This is a genomic window from Sphingobium sp. Leaf26, assembly GCF_001421665.1.
Classification (GTDB): Bacteria; Pseudomonadota; Alphaproteobacteria; order Sphingomonadales; family Sphingomonadaceae; genus Sphingobium.
In genome coordinates this window covers 1-18,033 of record NZ_LMKV01000030.1, presented here as the reverse complement: position 1 = coordinate 18,033, position 18,033 = coordinate 1, and the positions used below count along the sequence as shown (strand labels likewise).

General features: G+C 61.4%; 18 protein-coding genes and 2 pseudogenes. 11 read left to right on the top strand and 9 right to left on the bottom strand.

Annotation, left to right across the window (positions count from 1 at the left end; translation table 11 throughout):
* Position 1: 1 nt before the first annotated feature.
* Together ASE85_RS18685 and ASE85_RS18680 are read right to left on the bottom strand one after the other, a co-directional pair.
* Positions 2–1,015: a 2-hydroxyacid dehydrogenase gene (locus ASE85_RS18685; RefSeq protein ID WP_056692642.1), complete on the bottom strand. Its 1,014-nt coding sequence runs from the start codon at positions 1,013–1,015 to the stop codon at positions 2–4.
* 15 nt (positions 1,016–1,030) lie between these two features.
* A complete protein-coding gene (locus ASE85_RS18680) occupies positions 1,031–2,884 on the bottom strand; it encodes a mechanosensitive ion channel family protein (protein ID WP_162237485.1) in 1,854 nt (617 codons plus the stop codon).
* Between the two features lie 3 nt (positions 2,885–2,887).
* On the opposite strand from ASE85_RS18680, the gene ASE85_RS23430 reads away from it, so the two are divergent.
* On the top strand, positions 2,888–3,121 hold the full coding sequence (locus ASE85_RS23430) for a hypothetical protein (RefSeq protein ID WP_162237484.1): 234 nt from the start codon (positions 2,888–2,890) through the stop codon (positions 3,119–3,121).
* Positions 3,122–3,465: 344 nt separating this feature from the next.
* Here the strand turns inward: ASE85_RS23430 and ASE85_RS18675 are convergent, their stop codons facing one another.
* The 4 genes from ASE85_RS18675 to ASE85_RS18665 form a co-directional block, all read right to left on the bottom strand.
* The gene (locus ASE85_RS18675) at positions 3,466–4,227 is read right to left on the bottom strand and encodes a CPBP family intramembrane glutamic endopeptidase (RefSeq protein ID WP_056692143.1); all 762 of its coding nucleotides are present in this window, start codon (positions 4,225–4,227) and stop codon (positions 3,466–3,468) included.
* 54 nt (positions 4,228–4,281) lie between these two features.
* Positions 4,282–4,746, bottom strand: coding sequence for a hypothetical protein (locus ASE85_RS18670; RefSeq protein WP_156358425.1), 465 nt, complete (start codon positions 4,744–4,746; stop codon positions 4,282–4,284).
* Between the two features lie 2 nt (positions 4,747–4,748).
* On the bottom strand, positions 4,749–5,135 hold the full coding sequence (locus ASE85_RS23215) for a hypothetical protein (RefSeq protein WP_156358424.1): 387 nt from the start codon (positions 5,133–5,135) through the stop codon (positions 4,749–4,751).
* A 113-nt stretch (positions 5,136–5,248) separates the two neighbouring features.
* Positions 5,249–6,130: a LysR family transcriptional regulator gene (locus ASE85_RS18665; protein ID WP_056692135.1), complete on the bottom strand. Its 882-nt coding sequence runs from the start codon at positions 6,128–6,130 to the stop codon at positions 5,249–5,251.
* Positions 6,131–6,268: 138 nt separating this feature from the next.
* On the opposite strand from ASE85_RS18665, the gene ASE85_RS18660 reads away from it, so the two are divergent.
* From ASE85_RS18660 to ASE85_RS18645, 4 genes are all read left to right on the top strand, one after another.
* On the top strand, positions 6,269–7,408 hold the full coding sequence (locus ASE85_RS18660; protein ID WP_056692132.1) for a TIGR03364 family FAD-dependent oxidoreductase: 1,140 nt from the start codon (positions 6,269–6,271) through the stop codon (positions 7,406–7,408).
* Positions 7,405–8,250 (top strand): phosphonoacetaldehyde hydrolase, encoded by an 846-nt coding sequence (gene phnX, locus ASE85_RS18655; RefSeq protein ID WP_056692129.1) that lies wholly within the window; start codon positions 7,405–7,407, stop codon positions 8,248–8,250. Before ASE85_RS18660 ends, phnX begins: the two co-directional genes overlap by 4 nt.
* The gene (locus ASE85_RS18650; protein WP_235523614.1) at positions 8,247–9,581 is read left to right on the top strand and encodes a DUF5690 family protein; all 1,335 of its coding nucleotides are present in this window, start codon (positions 8,247–8,249) and stop codon (positions 9,579–9,581) included. The genes phnX and ASE85_RS18650 overlap by 4 nt, the downstream gene beginning before the upstream one ends.
* A gap of 194 nt (positions 9,582–9,775) precedes the next feature.
* Complete coding sequence (locus tag ASE85_RS18645) at positions 9,776–12,355, top strand: TonB-dependent receptor (RefSeq protein ID WP_056692126.1); 2,580 nt, start codon at positions 9,776–9,778, stop codon at positions 12,353–12,355.
* A 450-nt stretch (positions 12,356–12,805) separates the two neighbouring features.
* Here the strand turns inward: ASE85_RS18645 and ASE85_RS18635 are convergent, their stop codons facing one another.
* On the bottom strand, positions 12,806–13,369 hold the full coding sequence (locus ASE85_RS18635; RefSeq protein WP_056692120.1) for an alkaline phosphatase: 564 nt from the start codon (positions 13,367–13,369) through the stop codon (positions 12,806–12,808).
* Positions 13,370–13,534: 165 nt separating this feature from the next.
* Here ASE85_RS18635 and ASE85_RS18630 point away from each other — a divergent pair, with 165 nt between their 5' ends.
* The 6 genes and pseudogenes from ASE85_RS18630 (at position 13,535) to arsH (ending at position 17,233) form a co-directional block, all read left to right on the top strand.
* Positions 13,535–13,909 carry an ArsR/SmtB family transcription factor gene (locus tag ASE85_RS18630; RefSeq protein WP_235523613.1) on the top strand — a complete coding sequence of 125 codons (375 nt, stop codon included), beginning with the start codon at positions 13,535–13,537 and terminating at the stop codon, positions 13,907–13,909.
* Positions 13,906–14,428: pseudogene (locus tag ASE85_RS18625) on the top strand (arsenate reductase ArsC). The gene ASE85_RS18630 and the pseudogene ASE85_RS18625 overlap by 4 nt, the downstream one beginning before the upstream one ends.
* Complete coding sequence (gene arsC / locus ASE85_RS18620; RefSeq protein WP_056692112.1) at positions 14,425–14,859, top strand: arsenate reductase (glutaredoxin); 435 nt, start codon at positions 14,425–14,427, stop codon at positions 14,857–14,859. Before ASE85_RS18625 ends, arsC begins: the two are co-directional and overlap by 4 nt.
* A gap of 3 nt (positions 14,860–14,862) precedes the next feature.
* On the top strand, positions 14,863–15,399 hold the full coding sequence (locus tag ASE85_RS18615) for a GNAT family N-acetyltransferase (protein ID WP_056692109.1): 537 nt from the start codon (positions 14,863–14,865) through the stop codon (positions 15,397–15,399).
* On the top strand, positions 15,396–16,466 hold the full coding sequence (gene arsB, locus ASE85_RS18610; protein WP_056692106.1) for an ACR3 family arsenite efflux transporter: 1,071 nt from the start codon (positions 15,396–15,398) through the stop codon (positions 16,464–16,466). The genes ASE85_RS18615 and arsB overlap by 4 nt, the downstream gene beginning before the upstream one ends.
* Complete coding sequence (arsH, locus tag ASE85_RS18605; RefSeq protein ID WP_235523612.1) at positions 16,463–17,233, top strand: arsenical resistance protein ArsH; 771 nt, start codon at positions 16,463–16,465, stop codon at positions 17,231–17,233. The genes arsB and arsH overlap by 4 nt, the downstream gene beginning before the upstream one ends.
* Here arsH and ASE85_RS24085 read toward each other — a convergent pair.
* Both ASE85_RS24085 and ASE85_RS22655 read right to left on the bottom strand, forming a co-directional pair.
* Positions 17,167–17,859, bottom strand: a complete 693-nt coding sequence (locus ASE85_RS24085) for a hypothetical protein (RefSeq protein WP_235523624.1) — start codon at positions 17,857–17,859, stop codon at positions 17,167–17,169. The genes arsH and ASE85_RS24085 overlap by 67 nt on opposite strands.
* 77 nt (positions 17,860–17,936) lie before the next feature.
* Positions 17,937–18,033: pseudogene (locus ASE85_RS22655) on the bottom strand (IS5-like element IS711 family transposase); the annotation flags it as partial.

The following is an 18,033-nucleotide window of genomic DNA, read 5'->3' as shown; positions in this document are numbered from 1 at the left end:
GTCAACTGCCCAATATGCCTCCAAGGTCCACCCGATTTTGCAACGGGCGGTCGGCGGCAAAATCGGCAATACTCGCCAGGGTTGTCTGTGCGATCGCCGTCAGCGCTTCTTCCGTGAGAAAGGCCTGGTGGCCCGTCATCAGGACATTGGGGAATGTCAGCAGCCGCTGCAGCACGTCATCGTCGATGATTTCACTGGAAAGGTCGTCGAAGAAGATGCCGGCTTCCTGTTCGTAGACATCGAGCGCGACGCCGCCAACCTGCCGCCGCTTGAGCGCGTCAATCAGGGCTGTGGCGTCGATCAGTGCGCCCCGACTGGTGTTGACGATGACGAGGCCAGGCTTGGCCGCGTCCAGCACCTGTGCATTGATGAGGTGCCGCGTTTCGGGCGTAAGCGGGCAATGGAGCGATATGATGTCGGCTTCGCGCAGAAGAACGTCTCGATCCACGTAGCGCACGCCGATATCGAGCAGTTCGGGGTTCACGATCGGATCGCTGGCCAGAACCTCGCAACCAAAGCCCGCCCGCAACGCCCGCGCGACAAGCGCACCGATCTGCCCCGTTCCCACCACACCTGCCACCCGGCCATGGAGATTGCGCCCAACCAGACCATCCAGCGCGAAATTATTCTCCCGTACTCGAGACCATGCGCGATGAATCTTGCGGTCGAGCGACAGCAGCATGCCGATCGTGAACTCCGACACGGCATGGGGTGAATAGGCCGGCACGCGTACCACGGCGATGCCGAGTTCTGCGGCGGCAGTCAGGTCGACATTATTATAGCCTGCGCAGCGTAAGGCTAGCAATCGGACGCCACCCGACGCCAGGGCTTCGAGCACGGCGCGATCGGCAACGTCGTTGACGAACACACAGACGGCCTGGTGCCCGCTTGCCAGGCGGGCGGTCAATGTCGTGAGAGGGGCATCAATGAACTGCAGGTCGAAGCCATGCACCGCATTGGCGGTGGCCAGGAATTCGCGATCGTAGCTGCGCGTTCCAAAGACCGCGATTTGGATGTCGGAAGGCATGGACTAAGTCGCTCCATCAGCGGTGTGCAATCCGCAAGCGTCGGCATCGGCCGCGTGCACCCACAGTTCGCGCTGCGGAACGGGGATCGCGATCCCAGCTTGCTGCAGAGCCTTCAGAATAGCAAAATAGAGGTCGGACCGTGCGGACTGGCGCTGGTTCACATTTTCGACAAAACACATGGCCTTGAGATTGATTGCGCTGTCTCCCAAGCTATCCAGGATCACGCTGGGTTCGGGCCTGCTCAGAACGCGTTCATGACCCGATATAACGTCCAGCAGTAGTGCTCTGGCTGCATCGACGTCGCTGCCATAGGCAATGCCGATCGGCAATGTGATCCGACCCAAGCTGTCGCCATAGGTCAGGTTGGTCACGCTGCCAGAAATCAGATCGCTATTGGGGATGATCACCTCATGGCGGTCGAACGTCTCGATATGGGTCGAACGAAAGGCGACCTTGCGCACATGCCCGGAATAGACGCCGACTTCGATCCAGTCGCCGACCTTTATCGGGCGCTCGATCAGCAGGATGATGCCGCTTACGAAGTTGGCGACCACCGATTGCAGGCCAAAGCCGACGCCAACCGAAAGCGCGCCCGCAATGAAGGCAAGGCTCGATAGGTCGAGGCCCGCGGCTGTGATCGCGACCAGGGCCGAAAGGGTAAGGCCGATATAGCCAAAGCCCGTCAGGACGGCCGACCGTGCGCCGGTTTCGATGCGCAGACGGTCCAACACCGCATAATGCAGCACGCGCTGGAGCCAGCGTGTCAGGGCATAGCCAAGCAGGAACACCAGCATGAACGTCATCACGCTGCCGAACGACACCCGAACCTGACCGACCGCGACCCCGTTTTTGAGCGCCAATATAGCGTCTATCACCTGTTCGGTACTGATACCCCACATCACCGCTATGATGGGAAACGTGAACAGGAAGAGGACAAAGCCAAAGGCAAGCGGAAGCAACTGGAGATAGCGCGACCCCGTATGTTCCTGACGGTGGAAAAGAAGTTCGCTCGCTTCCGTCAGCGATCGGTATAGAAACAGGCTGGTACAGACCGCTGCCAACGACATCAGTGTGGACGTCAACAGATAGCGTGCCAGGGCGACATAGCCTGATAGGGCGGCCAGCGACGCAAGCGCCGCAGCGATCGTCATGAGCCGCGCAACGGGCTTTACCGCATCGTTCGGATGCTCCATGTCAATATGTGCGGCATCGGCTTTTGCGACCGCGCTTCTGGCTCCCCGCGCATATCGTAGGATGCGCGCCAGTCGCCACATCAGGAAACTGACGACCGCAACGATAGCGAACGACAGCAGCGATCCAACGGCCGCCGAACTTCCAGGCTGCTCGTCGATATAGTCGATAAGCTGATCGGCCGCCATGGCGAAGCCGATGCCCGTCATCAGTCTGATGCTTGTCGCGCTCGTGCCTTCGGGCAACAGCACCAACTGCGCGGCCGGGAAGGCGGGTGCGAACAGGCTCTGACCCAGCCATCGCGCATAGATCACCGTCAGGCCCGCAAGAATGATTTGTCCGCTCAGCGCCGCCAGAAACGGAAGGTCCGACGCCAGCAAGCCGATACTCGCCAGGACGATCAGCAGAGCGATCGTCGGCATGGCAATATCGAGCAGATCACGCGCGAAAGCGAGGCCTAGCCTGCTACGCGGCGAGCCCGAAGGAATGCTGCGCCGGTCGATTGCGACCCTCAGGGTCGTCCGGGACCGCATGGCAACCAAGCCTATAACGATTCCGATAACCGCCACCATGGCCAGGCGAAATGCGAGGGGAATACCGACGAGAGCGCTGCTGGGTTGCTGCGTCGGAGTCGGCGCGGCGAGGCCAACCTTGCCGGCGCGCAAGTCATGCACAGCAGCGACCCAGGTTGCGGGCACGAATATCGGACCATCATGCGCGAACAGTTTCTGGCGTCGTTTCTGACGCAATATCTGGTCGATTTCATGGATCAGCACGCCGTCGCGTGCATAGATATCGCGCGATGCGATAGCCGGGCCTTCCTCTCGCGCAATCTTCTCATTCAGTTCGTTGCGCTTTTGCTTGATCCAAGAGAGTTCGCTCCCTCCTTTTGTCGAGCCTAGGTCCAACTCCGCCAGTTGCGCTCTTGCGATCCGGCCCTTCAACGTCCCGCGTTGGGCCAGAGCATTGGACAATTCGCGCTGGACCGTCAGGTCCACCCGAACATCTTCCCAATGATCGATCGTGACGCGGGCGCGATGGGATAGTGGTAGGTCCACGAGCGCTTCGACCATGGCCGAAGTCTGGCGCCATTTGTCGATCGCGCGCCAGTCATCCGGTGCCGTCTGCGCGATAGCCGACGGCAAAGCGAATGCGAGAGCGAAGAGAAGTCCCAGGCAGCGGAGCAGTAAGCGGGGGATCGGTATGCCTTTCTACACATGTCGCGGGGCAATGATTTTCCAACCGTTCAGGTCGGCGCAGGCCGTGTCGATCTACGATCATGCCGCAGCAGCGCGACGACGGCAACAATCGCCAATATATAGGTTCCGAACTGAAAGACGGGCGACAGCGCAGGGTTGGCGCCCGATGCCTGTGCGCTGAAAGAGGTGAAGTCCCACGCGCCATGAAGGACCATCGGCAACCAGATGCTCCCGCTCACGCGGCACAGAGCGTAGAAGGCGCCGCCCATCAGCCCGGCAAAAACGCACTGGATAAGGGAGGCGACCAGGGGAATCCCGAACAGCGCGTTGGGAATATGCATCGCGCCGAACAGGGCTGAGGACCAGAACCAGACCCAAGTTTCTTTCGAGGTAGATCCGCGTATTCCAGTCACCAGCACGCCGCGCGTCACCAGTCCTTCGTTGAAGCCCACCAGAAGTCCGGCGGCGACCAGCATGGCCAAGTGGGTTCGGGAAAAACTCGACCAGTCGGTCGCCATGCCATTGACGACGACCATCCCGATCACGCCGAACAGGACAAGACCCGCCGCCCATCGGGAGCCGGCCAAGCCGACCTCCGTTGTGGCCGGGCGCCACCATCCGAGCCAACTGACCGCGAGTACGCAGAACAGCGCACCCAGGCCAAGCGGCAGATCCAGGCTGGTCAGCGCGACGCGTTCCGATACCATGTCGGTATAACGCGCGCCCACTGCGGTCCATGTCACAAAGATGATGGCATTATACAGGCCGTAAAGGGCGACAGCCGCACGCCAGTTCGGCTTGATGCCCATCTTTGCCTCCGACAAAGCCAGAATCGGCTATCTGACAGCCGAAGGGCAGCTTTGTTATTTCGCCCAGATCAGGTGCGCGACCTTGCCACCCGTGCGTTCCTGCGCAGCAGCCTGACAAAAGGCCCCATGGTCATTCGCCGCTATGGCGATCTGGGCGCCGAACGCCGTGCCGAAAGCGAAGGTCGCCTTGCGCTCCAGTGCCGTTTTCTGGTTCGAGTCAAGCGCGCGCGGCTTCCCCTGCGCGTCGTCATAAATGAGGTCAAACTCGTTGGAGAATGCGCGCGGATCGATCGCGAAGCCGGGACAGGTCGCCGCCACGGCCTGCTGGTGGCCAAGCGCCAGAAGCATCGCGATATGGCCCTCGTCGACATCTGCGCCAAGCGTCGAGCGGATAGCATCGGTCGCGGCAAGGTCCATGTTGATCGCGGCGGATGGTGATGTGGGGGGGGCTGTCGTCTGGCCCGATGCAGGGGGAACAGCCGCCAATGCAACGGCGATCGCCAAAAGGTGAAATCGCATGGTCAATATCCCCGCCGATAAGGATCATACTGAAATTGACTATCCGTCCATTCGTAGGAAAATTGCCCACGGACAAAGCAACGCCGCTCCCCACGGTAGCAAAGCACATCGCGCGACGGTGAATAGGCATCACTGCCATAGCTGCCGCCATATCCGTATCGATAGCCGTCTCGCCGCTCTTCGGCCTTCCGTTTGTTCTTTGCTGCCACCGCAGCGGCGATCGCAACCAGGCCAACGCCTAGTGCTACACCCGCTGCAGCATCGCTCCCCCGGTCACGATCATGGCGATGGTCCTTGTGCCAATCATCATGTCGTCGGGCATGCGCAGCGGCAGGAACAAGGAGGGAAACTGCTACAAAGGTAGCTATCAACCTGGTGAGCAACATCACATCGGCCCCTCGCTATTTGATATCTGCAAGCTAACATGGAAACTTATGCTGGAAAAGGTCAGAACAGGACTGAATACAGGATCAAGGAAACCGACAAAACCCGATGCCACGCATCATCTGCCGGCCATCATCTTGGCGGTGATCATGGACTGACGGATCAAAGGCATCCGTTTACGCTCCGTCCGCACGGCCAGATAGCCCTTTACCTCGATCAGCGACGAACATGTGTCCAGCGGCACGACCCGAATACGGCTGTCGGGCGGGCATTCCTTCTCGAACATCAGGCTCATGCCGATGCCTTGGGCCACGCCCTCGCAAATCATTTCGCGCGTATGTAGTTCCATCGTCTGGCCCGGCGCGATCTCCGCGTCAGCCAATAATCGGTTCATCGCCGCCAGGGTCCGCGATGTCGCTTCGCGGACAAGGACGACCTCCTGCGCCAGCCGCGCGATCGGGAACAGCGTCAGTCCGTCGTCGGGCCATGATGCAGGCAGGATCGCAACCAGTCGATCCGCATAGAGCGGCGTATAGGTATAGTCGGTTTCGATCGGCGGCTCGCAGATGATGCCGATGTCGATCTGTGCCTTGAGCAGAAGCTCGTTCGTCTGCATCGCATTCGCAATGGTGACGCGAAAATGCGCATTTGGCACTTGCGCCTTGAACGCCGCCATGAATTCCGCGGCATAGGGGGGCGAATCCGTGCCCAGACGCAACAGCGCACCGCTGTCGATATCGTCCTCACCTAAAAGCGCCCCGATTTCGTCGGCGATGCCGAACAGGTCCGCAGACTTTTTATACAGCGCGCGTCCTGCGGTGGTGAGCGTCAATGGCGGGCGTGTTCCCTCGATCAGCTTGACCTTGTAGCGGTCTTCGAGCGCCTTCAACTGCTTGGACAAGGTTGGTTGGGAGATGTTGAGCCGTCGAGCCGCCTTGCTGACGCTGCGCTCGCTGGCCACGGCGTAGAAAGAGCGGAGGTGAAGGAAATTGACGCTCAATACAGCCCCCTGAAAGTGCGCCCGCAAGCGCGTCTATGGTCACCATGCCTCAGATGCATTGGCCTTGCTGATGCGGGTGACCCAAACAGCCTGTGACGCAGAATTGTTACAAGTTGGTCACAGGCGGGCAAGAGCAGCATGAACAGGCATTATGATGTCGCGGTAGTCGGACGGGGCATAGTGGGTTTGGCCCACGCCTTGGCCGCGGCGCGGATGGGCAAGCGGGTGATCGTGATCGATCGTAACGCGCGCGCGACCGGCGCCAGCATTCGTAATTTCGGCTTCGTCACCGTCACCGGGCAGGAACGCTATGATATGTGGCCTCTGGCGCGCCGGGCGCGCGACGTGTGGGCGGACGTCGCACCGCGTGCGGGTATCGCGATCGAACAGACGGGCCTCGTTCTGCCGGTGCGGCGACAGGCGGCCGTGGCCGTCCTGGAAGCGTTCCGCCAGACGGAGATGGGAGAAGGCTGCGACCTGCTGACCGATGTGCAGCTTCGCGCGCTCGATCCCGAAACGCCCTTCACTCCTTGCGAGGCGGCGCTCGTCAGCCCGCACGAACTGCGCGTGGAAGCGCGCGAGGCGGTGCCGCGGATCGCCGGCTGGCTGGAGCGGGATATGGGTGTCACCTTCGCGCCGCCCGCCACCGTGATCGGCTGCGAGAGCGGGCTGGTCGTCACGAGTACTGGGGAAGTCCGGGCGGACGCCATTTTCGTCTGCCCCGGCGATGATCTCAACGCGCTCTTCCCCGACATGATGGCGGAGCATCAGGTGACGCGCTGCAAATTGCAGATGCTGCGTTTGGCTGCGCCGGGCTGGCGCATGGCGCGGCCTGTCATGAGCGACTTGGGTCTCGCTCGCTACGAAGGTTATGCTGCGCTGCCTGAAGCGGCGCCCCTTGCCGCGCAGTTGCGCGCCGAACAGCCGGAGTTGCTGGACGTCGGCATCCACCTGATCGCTGTCCAGTCCGCTGACGGGTCGCTCGTGGTCGGTGACAGCCATGACTATGGCGATGCGCCCGATCCCTTCCACCATGAACGGATCGATTCGCTGATGCTGGAGGAGTTTGCTGCCGTGCTGGGCGCCCCTTCACCGGTGATCGAACGCTGGATCGGCGTTTACGCCTCCTCGGCCAAACAGAACTGGTTCCACCATGAGGCCGCGCCCCACGTCCATGTCATTGCGGTGACATGCGGTGCGGGCATGTCCACCGCCTTCGCCATCGGCGAACGGGTGGTCGGCGCGGCGCTCAATACCCCGATCAAGGAGATTGCATGATGTCGGATATTGTTGCGGTGCTGTTCGACTGGGCCGGCACGATGATCGATTTCGGATCGCGTGCGCCCGTCATGGCGATGGATCAGGTTTTTGAAAAGGCCGGGGTGTCCGCCGATGAAGGTACGATCCGCCGCTATATGGGCATGGCCAAGCGCGAGCATGTTGTCTCCATCCTGTCGGAGGACGCGATGGCAGGGCGTTGGCATTCGGCCAAGGGACGCGACTGGAGCGAGGCCGACGTCGATGCGCTGATGGTGGAACTGGAACCCGCGATGGCCGCCAGCGCGTCGCTGTGCCGTGACCTCATCCCCGGCGCGGCGACCTGCGCCTCGGCACTGCGCCACAAGGGCATCAAGGTGGGATCGACCACCGGCTACACCCGCACCATGATGGCAGACATCATCCCCGCCGCCGCCGAGCAGGGCTATGCGCCCGATGCGATCGTCTGCGCTGGTGAAACGGCGCTGGGCCGTCCCGCCCCGCTCATGCTGTGGCAGGCGATGGCAGAACTGTCTGCATGGCCGACAGGGCGCTGCGTGGCCGTCGACGACGCGCCCGTCGGCATAGTGGCGGGGCGCAATGCGGGCCTGTGGACCATCGGCCTTGCCGGATCGGGCAATGGCGTCGGCATGACCTATGAAGATTTCACGGGCCTTCCGGAGGACGAGCGGATGGCGCGCATGACGCCCGTCATCGGTGAGTTTGAGGTCGCAGGCGCCGACTTCGTCATCGAAAGCGTGGCCGATCTGTGCCTGGCCGTCGGTGCGATCGAAGACGCCCTGGCGAAAGGCCAGATGCCCGGCATGACACCCACACGCACGCTGATCGGCCAACCCGCGTGACAGCGCTGGCGGTCGAGGGGTTGGTCGTGGAACCTGCTGCGGCTGGCCAGCGCAATATGTTGACGCGGCTGCTGGCGCAGGCGCATCCCGCCCTGTTCTCGCTCTATGCGGGCCTTGCCGCCTTCGCCGCCTATTGCTCCATGTATGCCTTTCGCAAGCCCTTCACGGCGGCGACCTATGCCGATGTGCCGGGTTGGGAAGGCCTGCTGGATTTCAAGATCGCCCTCGTGATCGCGCAGGTCGCTGGCTACGCTCTCTCCAAGTTCATTGGCGTCAAGGTCGTGTCGGAAATGGCCGCCACTCGGCGCGGTATGGCGATTATCGGGCTGATCGCCATGTCCTGGGTCGCCCTGCTGCTGTTCGCTATCCTGCCGACGAACTGGAAAGTCGCCGCGCTATTCCTCAATGGCCTGCCGCTCGGCATGATCTGGGGCCTTGTGTTCGGCTATGTTGAAGGGCGTCGCACCAGCGAAGTGATAGCCGCCATATTGTGCGCCAGCTTCGTCGTGTCATCCGGCATGGTGAAGTCGGTCGGCCTGTGGCTGATGAACAGCTTTCCGGTCGACGAGTTCTGGATGCCGGCCGTGACCGGGCTGCTTTTTCTCCCGCTGCTTATCGTTGCGGTGATCGGCCTTGCGCAATTACCACTCCCCACGCAGCAGGAGCAGGCCGAACGCATGGCGCGCCTGCCCATGCAGGTGGAAGCACGTCGCGCTTTCCTGCGCGAGTACGGACCGGGCGTGGCATTCCTGGTCCTCGCTTATGTCCTGTTTACCGCGATCCGCGATTTCCGCGACAATTTCGCAGCAGAGATATGGACCGACCTCGGCTATGCAGGGGTTTCCGGCGTGTTTACCGCCAGTGAAGCGCCGATCGCGTTCGTGACGCTGGTCATGCTTGGCAGCCTGGTTTTCATCCGCGACAATGTGCGCGCGCTGATGGTCGTGCATGCCATTGTCTTGCTGGGCGCGGCGCTGATCGGATTGTCCACGCTGGCGTTCCAATATGGCTGGTTGTCGCCGCTGACATGGATGATCCTGTCCGGGCTTGGCCTGTACCTGGGCTATACGCCGTTCAATGCGATGCTGTTCGACCGATTGGTCGCCGCGACCCGTACAACGGGAACAGCAGGCTTCCTCATCTATGTTGCGGACGCTTCTGGCTATGGCGGCAGCGTGATCCTGACGCTGCTGCGCAACATGCCTGGCGTCACGCTTGACTGGCTGCATTTCTTCATCTGGCTCGCTTATGCGGGGGCCGCGATTTGTCTTATCATGGCAACTGCCTCGGCGTTCTATTTTCGGGCAAAGTTGAAGAAAAACATCATTTGAAGAGACGGAAATGCACCTGAAATATTGCCTCGTCCGGTCTATCCGTACGGGGCGATTTTCGTGCATCCAAATGATGTGGACGTCTATTGCTGCGATGCATCCAATGAATTGGTGCGGTGCGACAATGTGGTGTCAACCCTCTCTTCATGTACTGGCGCTTCGCTTCGGCGCGCCTTCCATCAAGAGGTGAGATCATGAACAAGACCATATTTGGATCGGCCGTCAGTCTTGGCGCGCTGATCTTTGCCAACGCTGCACAAGCACAGGTCGTGCCGGCCGCCGAGAGCGATGCAGCCAACGACATCGTCGTCACCGGCACCATCGTCAGCGGCGAAATGAAGTCGATCGAAGCGCAGCGCCGGGCCGACAATATCGTCAACGTCCTCACCTCCGACGGCATCGGCCGCCTGCCCGACCGCAACGCCGCCGAAGCGGTGCAGCGCCTGCCCGGTGTCGCGATCGAGCGTGATCAGGGCGAAGGGCGCTTCGTCGCCGTGCGTGGCCTGCCGTCACAGTGGAATTCGACCCTCATCAACGGCAGCCGTTTGCCGACCGCCGAGGAAGAGACGACCAGTCGGGCCACGGCCTTCGATTTCTTCCCATCGGAACTGATTGAGCAGGTGGTCGTCGCCAAGGCGATCACACCGGACATGGAAGGCGACGCCATTGGCGGCTCCGTCAACTTCATCACCAAGACCGCGCCGGACAAGCGCACGCTCCAGCTTACGGCGGGCGGCAATTATTCGGAAAAGGCCAACAAAGGCGGCTTTTTGCTGAACGGCCTGTATGGCGACCGGTTCGCCGACGGCAAATTCGGCTTTGTCCTCTCGGGCAGCTATTACAAGCGCAACTGGGCAACGGACAATTACGAGCCGCGTCGCGGCGGTGACGGCATCGGCATCACGCGCCTGGAACTGCGCGATTATACCGGTACCCGTGAGACGATCGGCCTCAACGGCGCGATGGAGTACGCGTTCGATGATGGCGGCAAGCTCTACGCACGCGGCATCTACGGTTCACTCAAGGATGACGAGACACATTACAAGCACCGCCTGAATTTCGCGTCCAACCGCGTCGAGGTGCAGAATATCTTCAATACCCTGATCACCGAACTGAAGGGCGGCGAAGTCGGCGGCATCCATATGCTGGGCGACGGTGGCGCCAAGATCGACTGGAAGGCCGCGCATTACGAAAATCTGTTCCGCTATGGCGCCACGCCCGATGGCCGCGACAACAGCTATTTCGTGGTCCGCTTCGACCAGCGCAATGTCGGCTATCAGGGGCTGGAAAATCGCGGATCAGGCAACCTTGCCTATAATGAGATCGATGGCGGCACCGATCCGGCCAATGCGATCAGCAACCATCTGCCATCTTCTTTCCAGATGGACCCATCGCTGACCCGCCTTTCCAACGTGGAACTCTACAAGATCCGGGTGAAGGAAACCGACCGCATCGTCCTGGAGAGCAATGTCACGCTGCCCGCCAGCGACACGCTGACTTTCAAGGCAGGCGCCAAATATCGCGACAAGCTGCGCGACGCGACGTTCGAGGATCTGTTCTACACCTGGAACCCGGCGGCAGGGCCAGTGCCGACGCTGGCCGACTTCCCGCTGATGAACCAGCCGGGGCGTGGCGGTTATCTCGACGAACTGTCGATCGGCAAACAATATAGCGGCCAATTTTCTCAGGTCGTGTCCGAAAAGGATCTGGTGAACTGGTATATCGCCAATCGCGGTAATCTGGTGCTGGATGCGGCCGGATCGGCGACGGCGGAAAATGGCGGTGCGCTGGGCCGTACCTTCCGTCTCGTCGAAAAGCAGGTGGCCGGTTACGCCATGGCGACTTGGAGCCCCAGCGATGCGGTGACGCTGCTAGGCGGCGTGCGGCTGGAGCATAGCAAGACCACCGTTTCGGGGCAGGTGCTGGTCAACGGCGCGCTGGACAATGAACGGCGATCCAACGACTATCTGTCGATCCTGCCGTCACTGCACCTGACCTACCGTTTCACCGATGACACCAACCTTCGTGCTGCAATCACGCGCAGCTTCGCCCGACCTGACTTTGGCGATCTCGCCCCCGGCGGCGCATTCAGCGAAGCCGATCTCGAGTTCGCCGGCGGCAATCCCGACCTCAAGCCCACTTATGCCTGGAACGGCGACCTGCTGTTCGAACATTATTTCGGCAATGACGGCGTGGTTTCGGCGGGTGCCTTCTTCAAGCGGATCAGCAATCCCATCTATGACTCGCGGCGGATCGACACCTATCGCGGCATCGATGGCGTCGCCTTCCTGACCCCCGCCAACGGGGCGTCCGGCGATCTTTACGGCTTCGAGTTGAACGTCCAGCGGCGCTTGAACTTCCTGCCGGGCTTCCTGTCGAATTTCGGCGTCAATGCGAACTACACGCTGATCCGATCGAATTTCAGCCTGCCGGATGGGCGCGAGGTGCGAGTGCCGCGTCAGGCGAACAACCTGGCCAATGCCGCAATCTATTATGACGACGGCCGCTTCTCCAGCCGCCTAGCTGCCAACTATAAGGGTGCCTTCATTGAGGAATATGGGTCGAATGCCGCCAGCGACAGCTATTATGGCGCCTATACCAGCCTCGACCTGACGGTGAACTGGCAGGTCACGCCATCGGTCACGCTGTTCGGCGAGGCGAGCAATCTTACCAACCAGAAGCTGCATTATTATCTGGGCAGCAAGGATCGGCCACTCCAGGTCGAATATTACGGCCCGCGCTTCGTGCTGGGCGTGAAGGCGGCCATTTTCTAAAGGACGATGCCGGTTCAGCGCCGCCCTTACGCCGAACCGGCCATTTTCGCGCGGAGTCCCAGCGGCCAACCTATCTTCAGCAGTTGAGACCGCACGCGCTCCAGCTATAGTAGGGCGGTTCGCATCCGCACCAGGATTCTATATGCGCGGTCGATAGCCGCAACCGACCGCGACGGTTGCGGAACCTGCAAGCATGAAAATGGCTGTCGCGATGAGAGAACGGAGCGAAGGTCGTGACATCATATCTGTCGCGCCCACCGCAAGGCCACTCATACCCGCAATCCGTCCAAAGCCCAGCAGCATGATGGCCTTAGCCGCGTCGATCATACTGCCTCATGATGGGGCGGCGGCATCATCCAGCCGGGAAGCGAACTATATCCAGCCGGCGAGAACAGCCGGAGCGAATTCCAGCCATGGCACCACGCGGATTGCGCCGCTGCCATGCTTTGGTCACGTCTTTGCGATCGGTGCGCTTTCCCTTGGCAGCGGCATATTTGGGGTCGCGACTCGTCGTCGGTAGAAAGTTGGCGCGGGCGTCGGCTGACAGGTCGGCATCGGCTTCCCAGTCGCGCTGGGCGGTGTAGGCATAGGTGGCGGCAGGCGTCGCATGATGCGCGCAGTGGAGATGACGCCGGTCGCCATGCCCTGCGCCTGGGCGAAGCCGAACAGCGACGGCAGGCGATGCGCCTTGCTGACCGCGCACTCATTTTCCGGTACTTCGGGTCCAATGCCGATGACGCCATTGCGGGTCTTGACGCCGGTCAGGATAGCCGTCGCGGTTGGTGCCGAGTCCGACACCTGCCCGTCATGGGAGTAGGTCTTGACCAGCGCGGTGTTGGACAGGCGGTCCATGGCGGGGACGAAGGATTCACCGTCCAGGCCCTGCCGCTGCCCCTGATGGATGCGCGCTGCGGTCAGGGTGGCTACCCCCATGCCGTCGCCGATGAATAGGATCACGTTGCGCGCCTTGCCGATCACCGGCGCATCCGCCTTGATACGTTCCAGTTCGGCCACAGCCTGCGCTCGATAGGTAAGCGAAACGACGGGCTGCCAGCATGGAAGGTCTCCTCTCTGAGAAGCTCCTTCCACGCGATGATGACAGACAGACGACAATGATTCGATATTTTTGCATTTCTCGAAATATCATTGACGGCCGTCTTGTGGGACCATAATTCGACGATGATCGAATCGAGGGTAGCAATGGACCAGGATAAAGCTGTCGCCGCGCTTGCCGCGCTGGCACAGGATACGCGGCTTTCGGTGTTCCGCCTGCTGGTGAAGGCCGGTCCCGATGGCATGATTGCGGGCGCGCTTGCGCAGGCAATGGATGTGCCGCCGTCCACCATGTCCCACCATCTGGCCAAGCTGGAGCAAGCCGGACTTGCCACCTCATGGCGGACGAGCCGTCTCATTCACTATGCTGCGGACTATGCCGGGATGCAGGCATTGCTCGGCTTTTTGATGGCCGATTGCTGCCAGGGCGATCCCCAGATGTGCGACAGCCTTCTTGCATCCATCCGTTGCGATGCCGTTTCCCAGGGAGCTTCAGCATGACTGGCAAAGTCTATAACGTCCTGTTCCTGTGCACTGGCAATTCCGCCCGCTCCATTCTGGGCGAAGCGTTGATGAACAAGCTGGGCGAAGGCCGTTTCCGCGCTTGGAGTGCAGGCAGCCAGCCCAAGGGCGACGTTCACCCCATGGCGCTGTCGGTCCTTTCGGGGCTGGGCTTCGACGTTGAGGGGATGCGCTCCAAAAGCTGGGACGAGTTCGCCGTGCCGGGTGCACCGCAATTCGATTTCATCTTCACCGTCTGCGACAATGCGGCAGGCGAGACCTGCCCGGTGTGGATCGGCCATCCGATGACCGCGCATTGGGGCATCGAAGACCCCGCGGTGGTCGAGGGCGAGGGGCAGCGCGACGCCTTTCCTCCAGGCGCTGCGCTTTCTGCAGAACCGCATCGCCCTGTTCCTGGCACTGCCGCTCTCCAGCCTGGATGACATGGCGACCCGCCGCAAGCTCAAGGAAATCGGACAAAGCGACGGTGCCAGCAACAAGGCGGGAACGGACCTATGACACAGGACATCATCATCTATCACAACCCGGAATGCGGCACGTCGCGCAACGCACTGGCTATGATCCGTAACGCGGGTATCGAACCGCATGTCGTGGAATATCTCAAGACGCCGCCATCGCGCGCCATGTTGGAAAGCCTGATTGCGCGGGCCAGGATCGCCCCCCGCGCCCTGCTGCGGGAAAAGGGCACGCCCTTCGCAGAACTGGGGCTGGGGGATGACAGCCTGTCCGACGCCGCGCTGATCGATGCGATGATGGCGCATCCGATCCTCATCAACTGCCCCTTGGTGGTGTCGCCGCTGGGCGTCAAACTCTGCCGCCCTTCCGAAGCCGTGCTCGACCTGATCCCGGCGGCCCAGCAAGGCGCCTTTACCAAGGAAGATGGCGAACAGGTGGTGGATGCCACTGGCGCCCGCATGGGCGCGGCCTGAACGATGGCGGCGACCGCTGTCCGTCAGGCAATTCCAGCCGACGCTTCGGCGATTGCCGCCATCTACGCCCATCATGTCCGCCATGGCACGGCCAGTTTCGATACCGCGCCGCGCTCACTGGTCGAAACCGAAGGCAGGATCGCGGACTGTTCTACAAGAGGCTGGCCCTTTCTGGTCGCCGAGCAGGACGGCGAAGTGGTGGGCTATGCCTACGCTACGCAATTCCGTGACCGGCCTGCTTACGGATCGACCTGCGAAAACTCGATCTATGTCCATCCCGACCGCCTGGGCCGGGGCGTCGGCAAGGCGCTTCTGGGCACCCTGCTGAAGCAGGCGCAGGCGGCCGGATTTCGCCAGATGATCGCCGTCATCGGGGGTGGCGAACCAGCGTCGGTCGCCCTTCATGCCCGCCTCGGCTTCCAGCACGCTGGTCGCATGCAATCGGTGGGGCGCAAGTTCGGCCGATGGCTCGACACCATCTACATGCAGATTGCGCTGGGCGCCGGAGATTCCGCCCCTCCGCTCAAGGAACCCCAATGACCCACACCTGTCGTCCGCGCCTGTCGTTCCTCGACCGCTACCTGACCTTGTGGATTTTCCTGGCCATGGCGCTCGGCGTCGGCCTGGGCACGAGCGTCGAAGGGCTGCCGCAAGCGATCAACACCCTGTCCTGGGGCACGACGAATATGCCGATCGCCATCGGCCTTATCCTGATGATGTATCCGCCGCTTGCGCGGGTGCGCTATGAAGAACTGCCGCGCGTGTTCGAGGACAGGCGGGTTCTGGCGATATCGCTGATCCAGAACTGGATCATCGGGCCGGTGCTGATGTTCGCGCTGGCGGTCCTCTTCCTGCGTGACCAGCCGGAATATATGACGGGCCTGATCCTGATCGGGCTTGCCCGCTGCATCGCCATGGTGATCGTCTGGAACCAGTTGGCCAAGGGCGACAATCAATATGTCGCGGCGCTGGTCGCGTTCAATTCGATCTTCCAGATCCTGTTCTTCAGCATCTATGCCTGGTTCTTTCTTGCCTTCCTGCCGCCACTGTTCGGGCTGGAGGGCAGCGTCATCGACGTCAGTTTCTGGACGATCGCAGAGGCTGTGCTGATCTATCTCGGCGTCCCGTTCCTGGCGGGATATCTCACCCGCAAACTGTTGGTCAGGGCGAAGGGCAATGACTGGTATGAAGGCCTATTCCTGCCAAGGATCGGCCCCATCACGCTGATCGCCCTGTTGTTCACGATCGTCGCGATGTTCAGTCTGAAAGGCAACGAGATCGTCACGCTGCCCGGCGACGCGATCCGCATCGCCATACCGCTGACCATCTATTTCGTCGTGCAGTTCACGATCAGCTTCTTCATGGGCAAGCTGATCGCCAGCGACTATCCACGCACCACGGCGGTGGCCTTCACGGCGGCGGGCAATAATTTCGAGCTGGCGATCGCGGTTGCCATTGCCGCGTTCGGCCTGGCTTCTCCGGTTGCGTTCGCAGCGGTGATCGGTCCGCTGGTCGAGGTGCCGGTGCTGATCTTGCTGGTGAACGTCGCCTTCTGGTTCGGGCGGCGATGGTTCCCGGACACGGTTCCTGCAAGAGATCGGACATGACCATGACGGAACGTAACGCAGATCTCGGCGCCTTTCGCTATCTTCGTACGCTGACGAATGCCGATGAGTTGCCCGCACTGCACAAGGATTATGCGTACCACCGTCCGGCGCTGGGCCTTGGCGAACTTGATCCGCCACCCCGTATCCTGCTGCTCTACGGATCGCTGCGGGATCGGTCCTATTCGCGACTCGTCGTCGAGGAGTCGGCGCGCCTGCTGCAATATTTCGGGTGCGAGACGCGCATCTTCGACCCGCGCGACTTGCCGCTGCCCGATCAGGTCGCTGGCGACGATCATCCCGCCGTCCATGAATTGCGCGCGCATTCGCTCTGGTCGGAAGGACAAATCTGGTGCAGCCCGGAACGCCATGGCCAGATCACCGGGCTCATGAAGGCGCAGGTCGATCATCTGCCGCTGGCCTATAAAGGGTTGCGACCGACACAGGGGCGGACTCTCGCGGTCATGCAGGTGTCGGCGGGGTCGCAATCCTTCAACAGCATCAATACGTTGCGCGTTCTGGGCCGCTGGATGCGGATGTTCACCATTCCCAACCAATCCTCCGTCGCAAAGGCCTATGAGGAGTTCGACGAAGCGGGGCGGATGAAGCCGTCGGCCTATTATGATCGTATCGTCGATGTCGTGGAGGAACTTGTCCGCTTCACCGTTTTGCTACGCCCCCATGCCGACCAGCTGGTCGATCGCTATTCGGAACGCAAGGAACGCGACGAACCTGTTGTTACGCATGTCGAAAAGGCAGGACTTGCGTAACGATCACGATGGTCGGTGCGAACCATCACGCGCCTGGCTCCCGGCAAGCATCGAAAAAAGGCGCGCATCGATAAGGTAGGTTTGAAGCCGTCGGATCGCTGCCTTGCCTCACCGGGTCGCTGCCTGTGCGACGGGTGTTCCATGGGGCCTCCATGATACGCACGAGATCGACGATGAATTATACGTTGTTCGATCGAGGGCCATGCCGAATGATCACGACCATTGTCACGGCAAAGCGCCATGAAAAAGGGTGAAGGTGACGTTCGCCCTTTCACATCGACAGGCAAGCCCAACTGCAATCTCCGATGCGGTGTTGCGTCTGTGAACCAGAATGTTAGTCTGGCTGCGCGCTGCGAAGGCGGCGGCGAGGCTTGAGAACCTCGCTTCTGGTCACGATGGGGCAGCTGCGCCGGCGCGCCTGGATGCACCGCGATCGCCTGGGTCGTGTTGAACTGGATGCGATCGCACCAGGGTGACAATATCGTCTCGACGACACCGAGCACCAGCCGATGCTGGACCAGCGCCGCGGCATGGCCCGAGCGGATCAGGAGCCGACCGAAGCGCTTGGTCGTCGTGCCGTAGAACCCGCCCTGGCCAAAGGGCGTGCGAATGAAATCACTGGCCAGGTCGGCGTCGAGCGCGGCGATCCTTGCCGGCGGCAGCGCGTCGGGGATGATGCAATAGCCCTAGGCTCTGTCTGCATTCACCGTATCCAGATCATGGCGCACGCGAGATGGACGAAGCCCATGAAGGCAGAGATGGTTTTCTCGCAGCGCAGGGCGATCCTTCGAAAGCGCTTG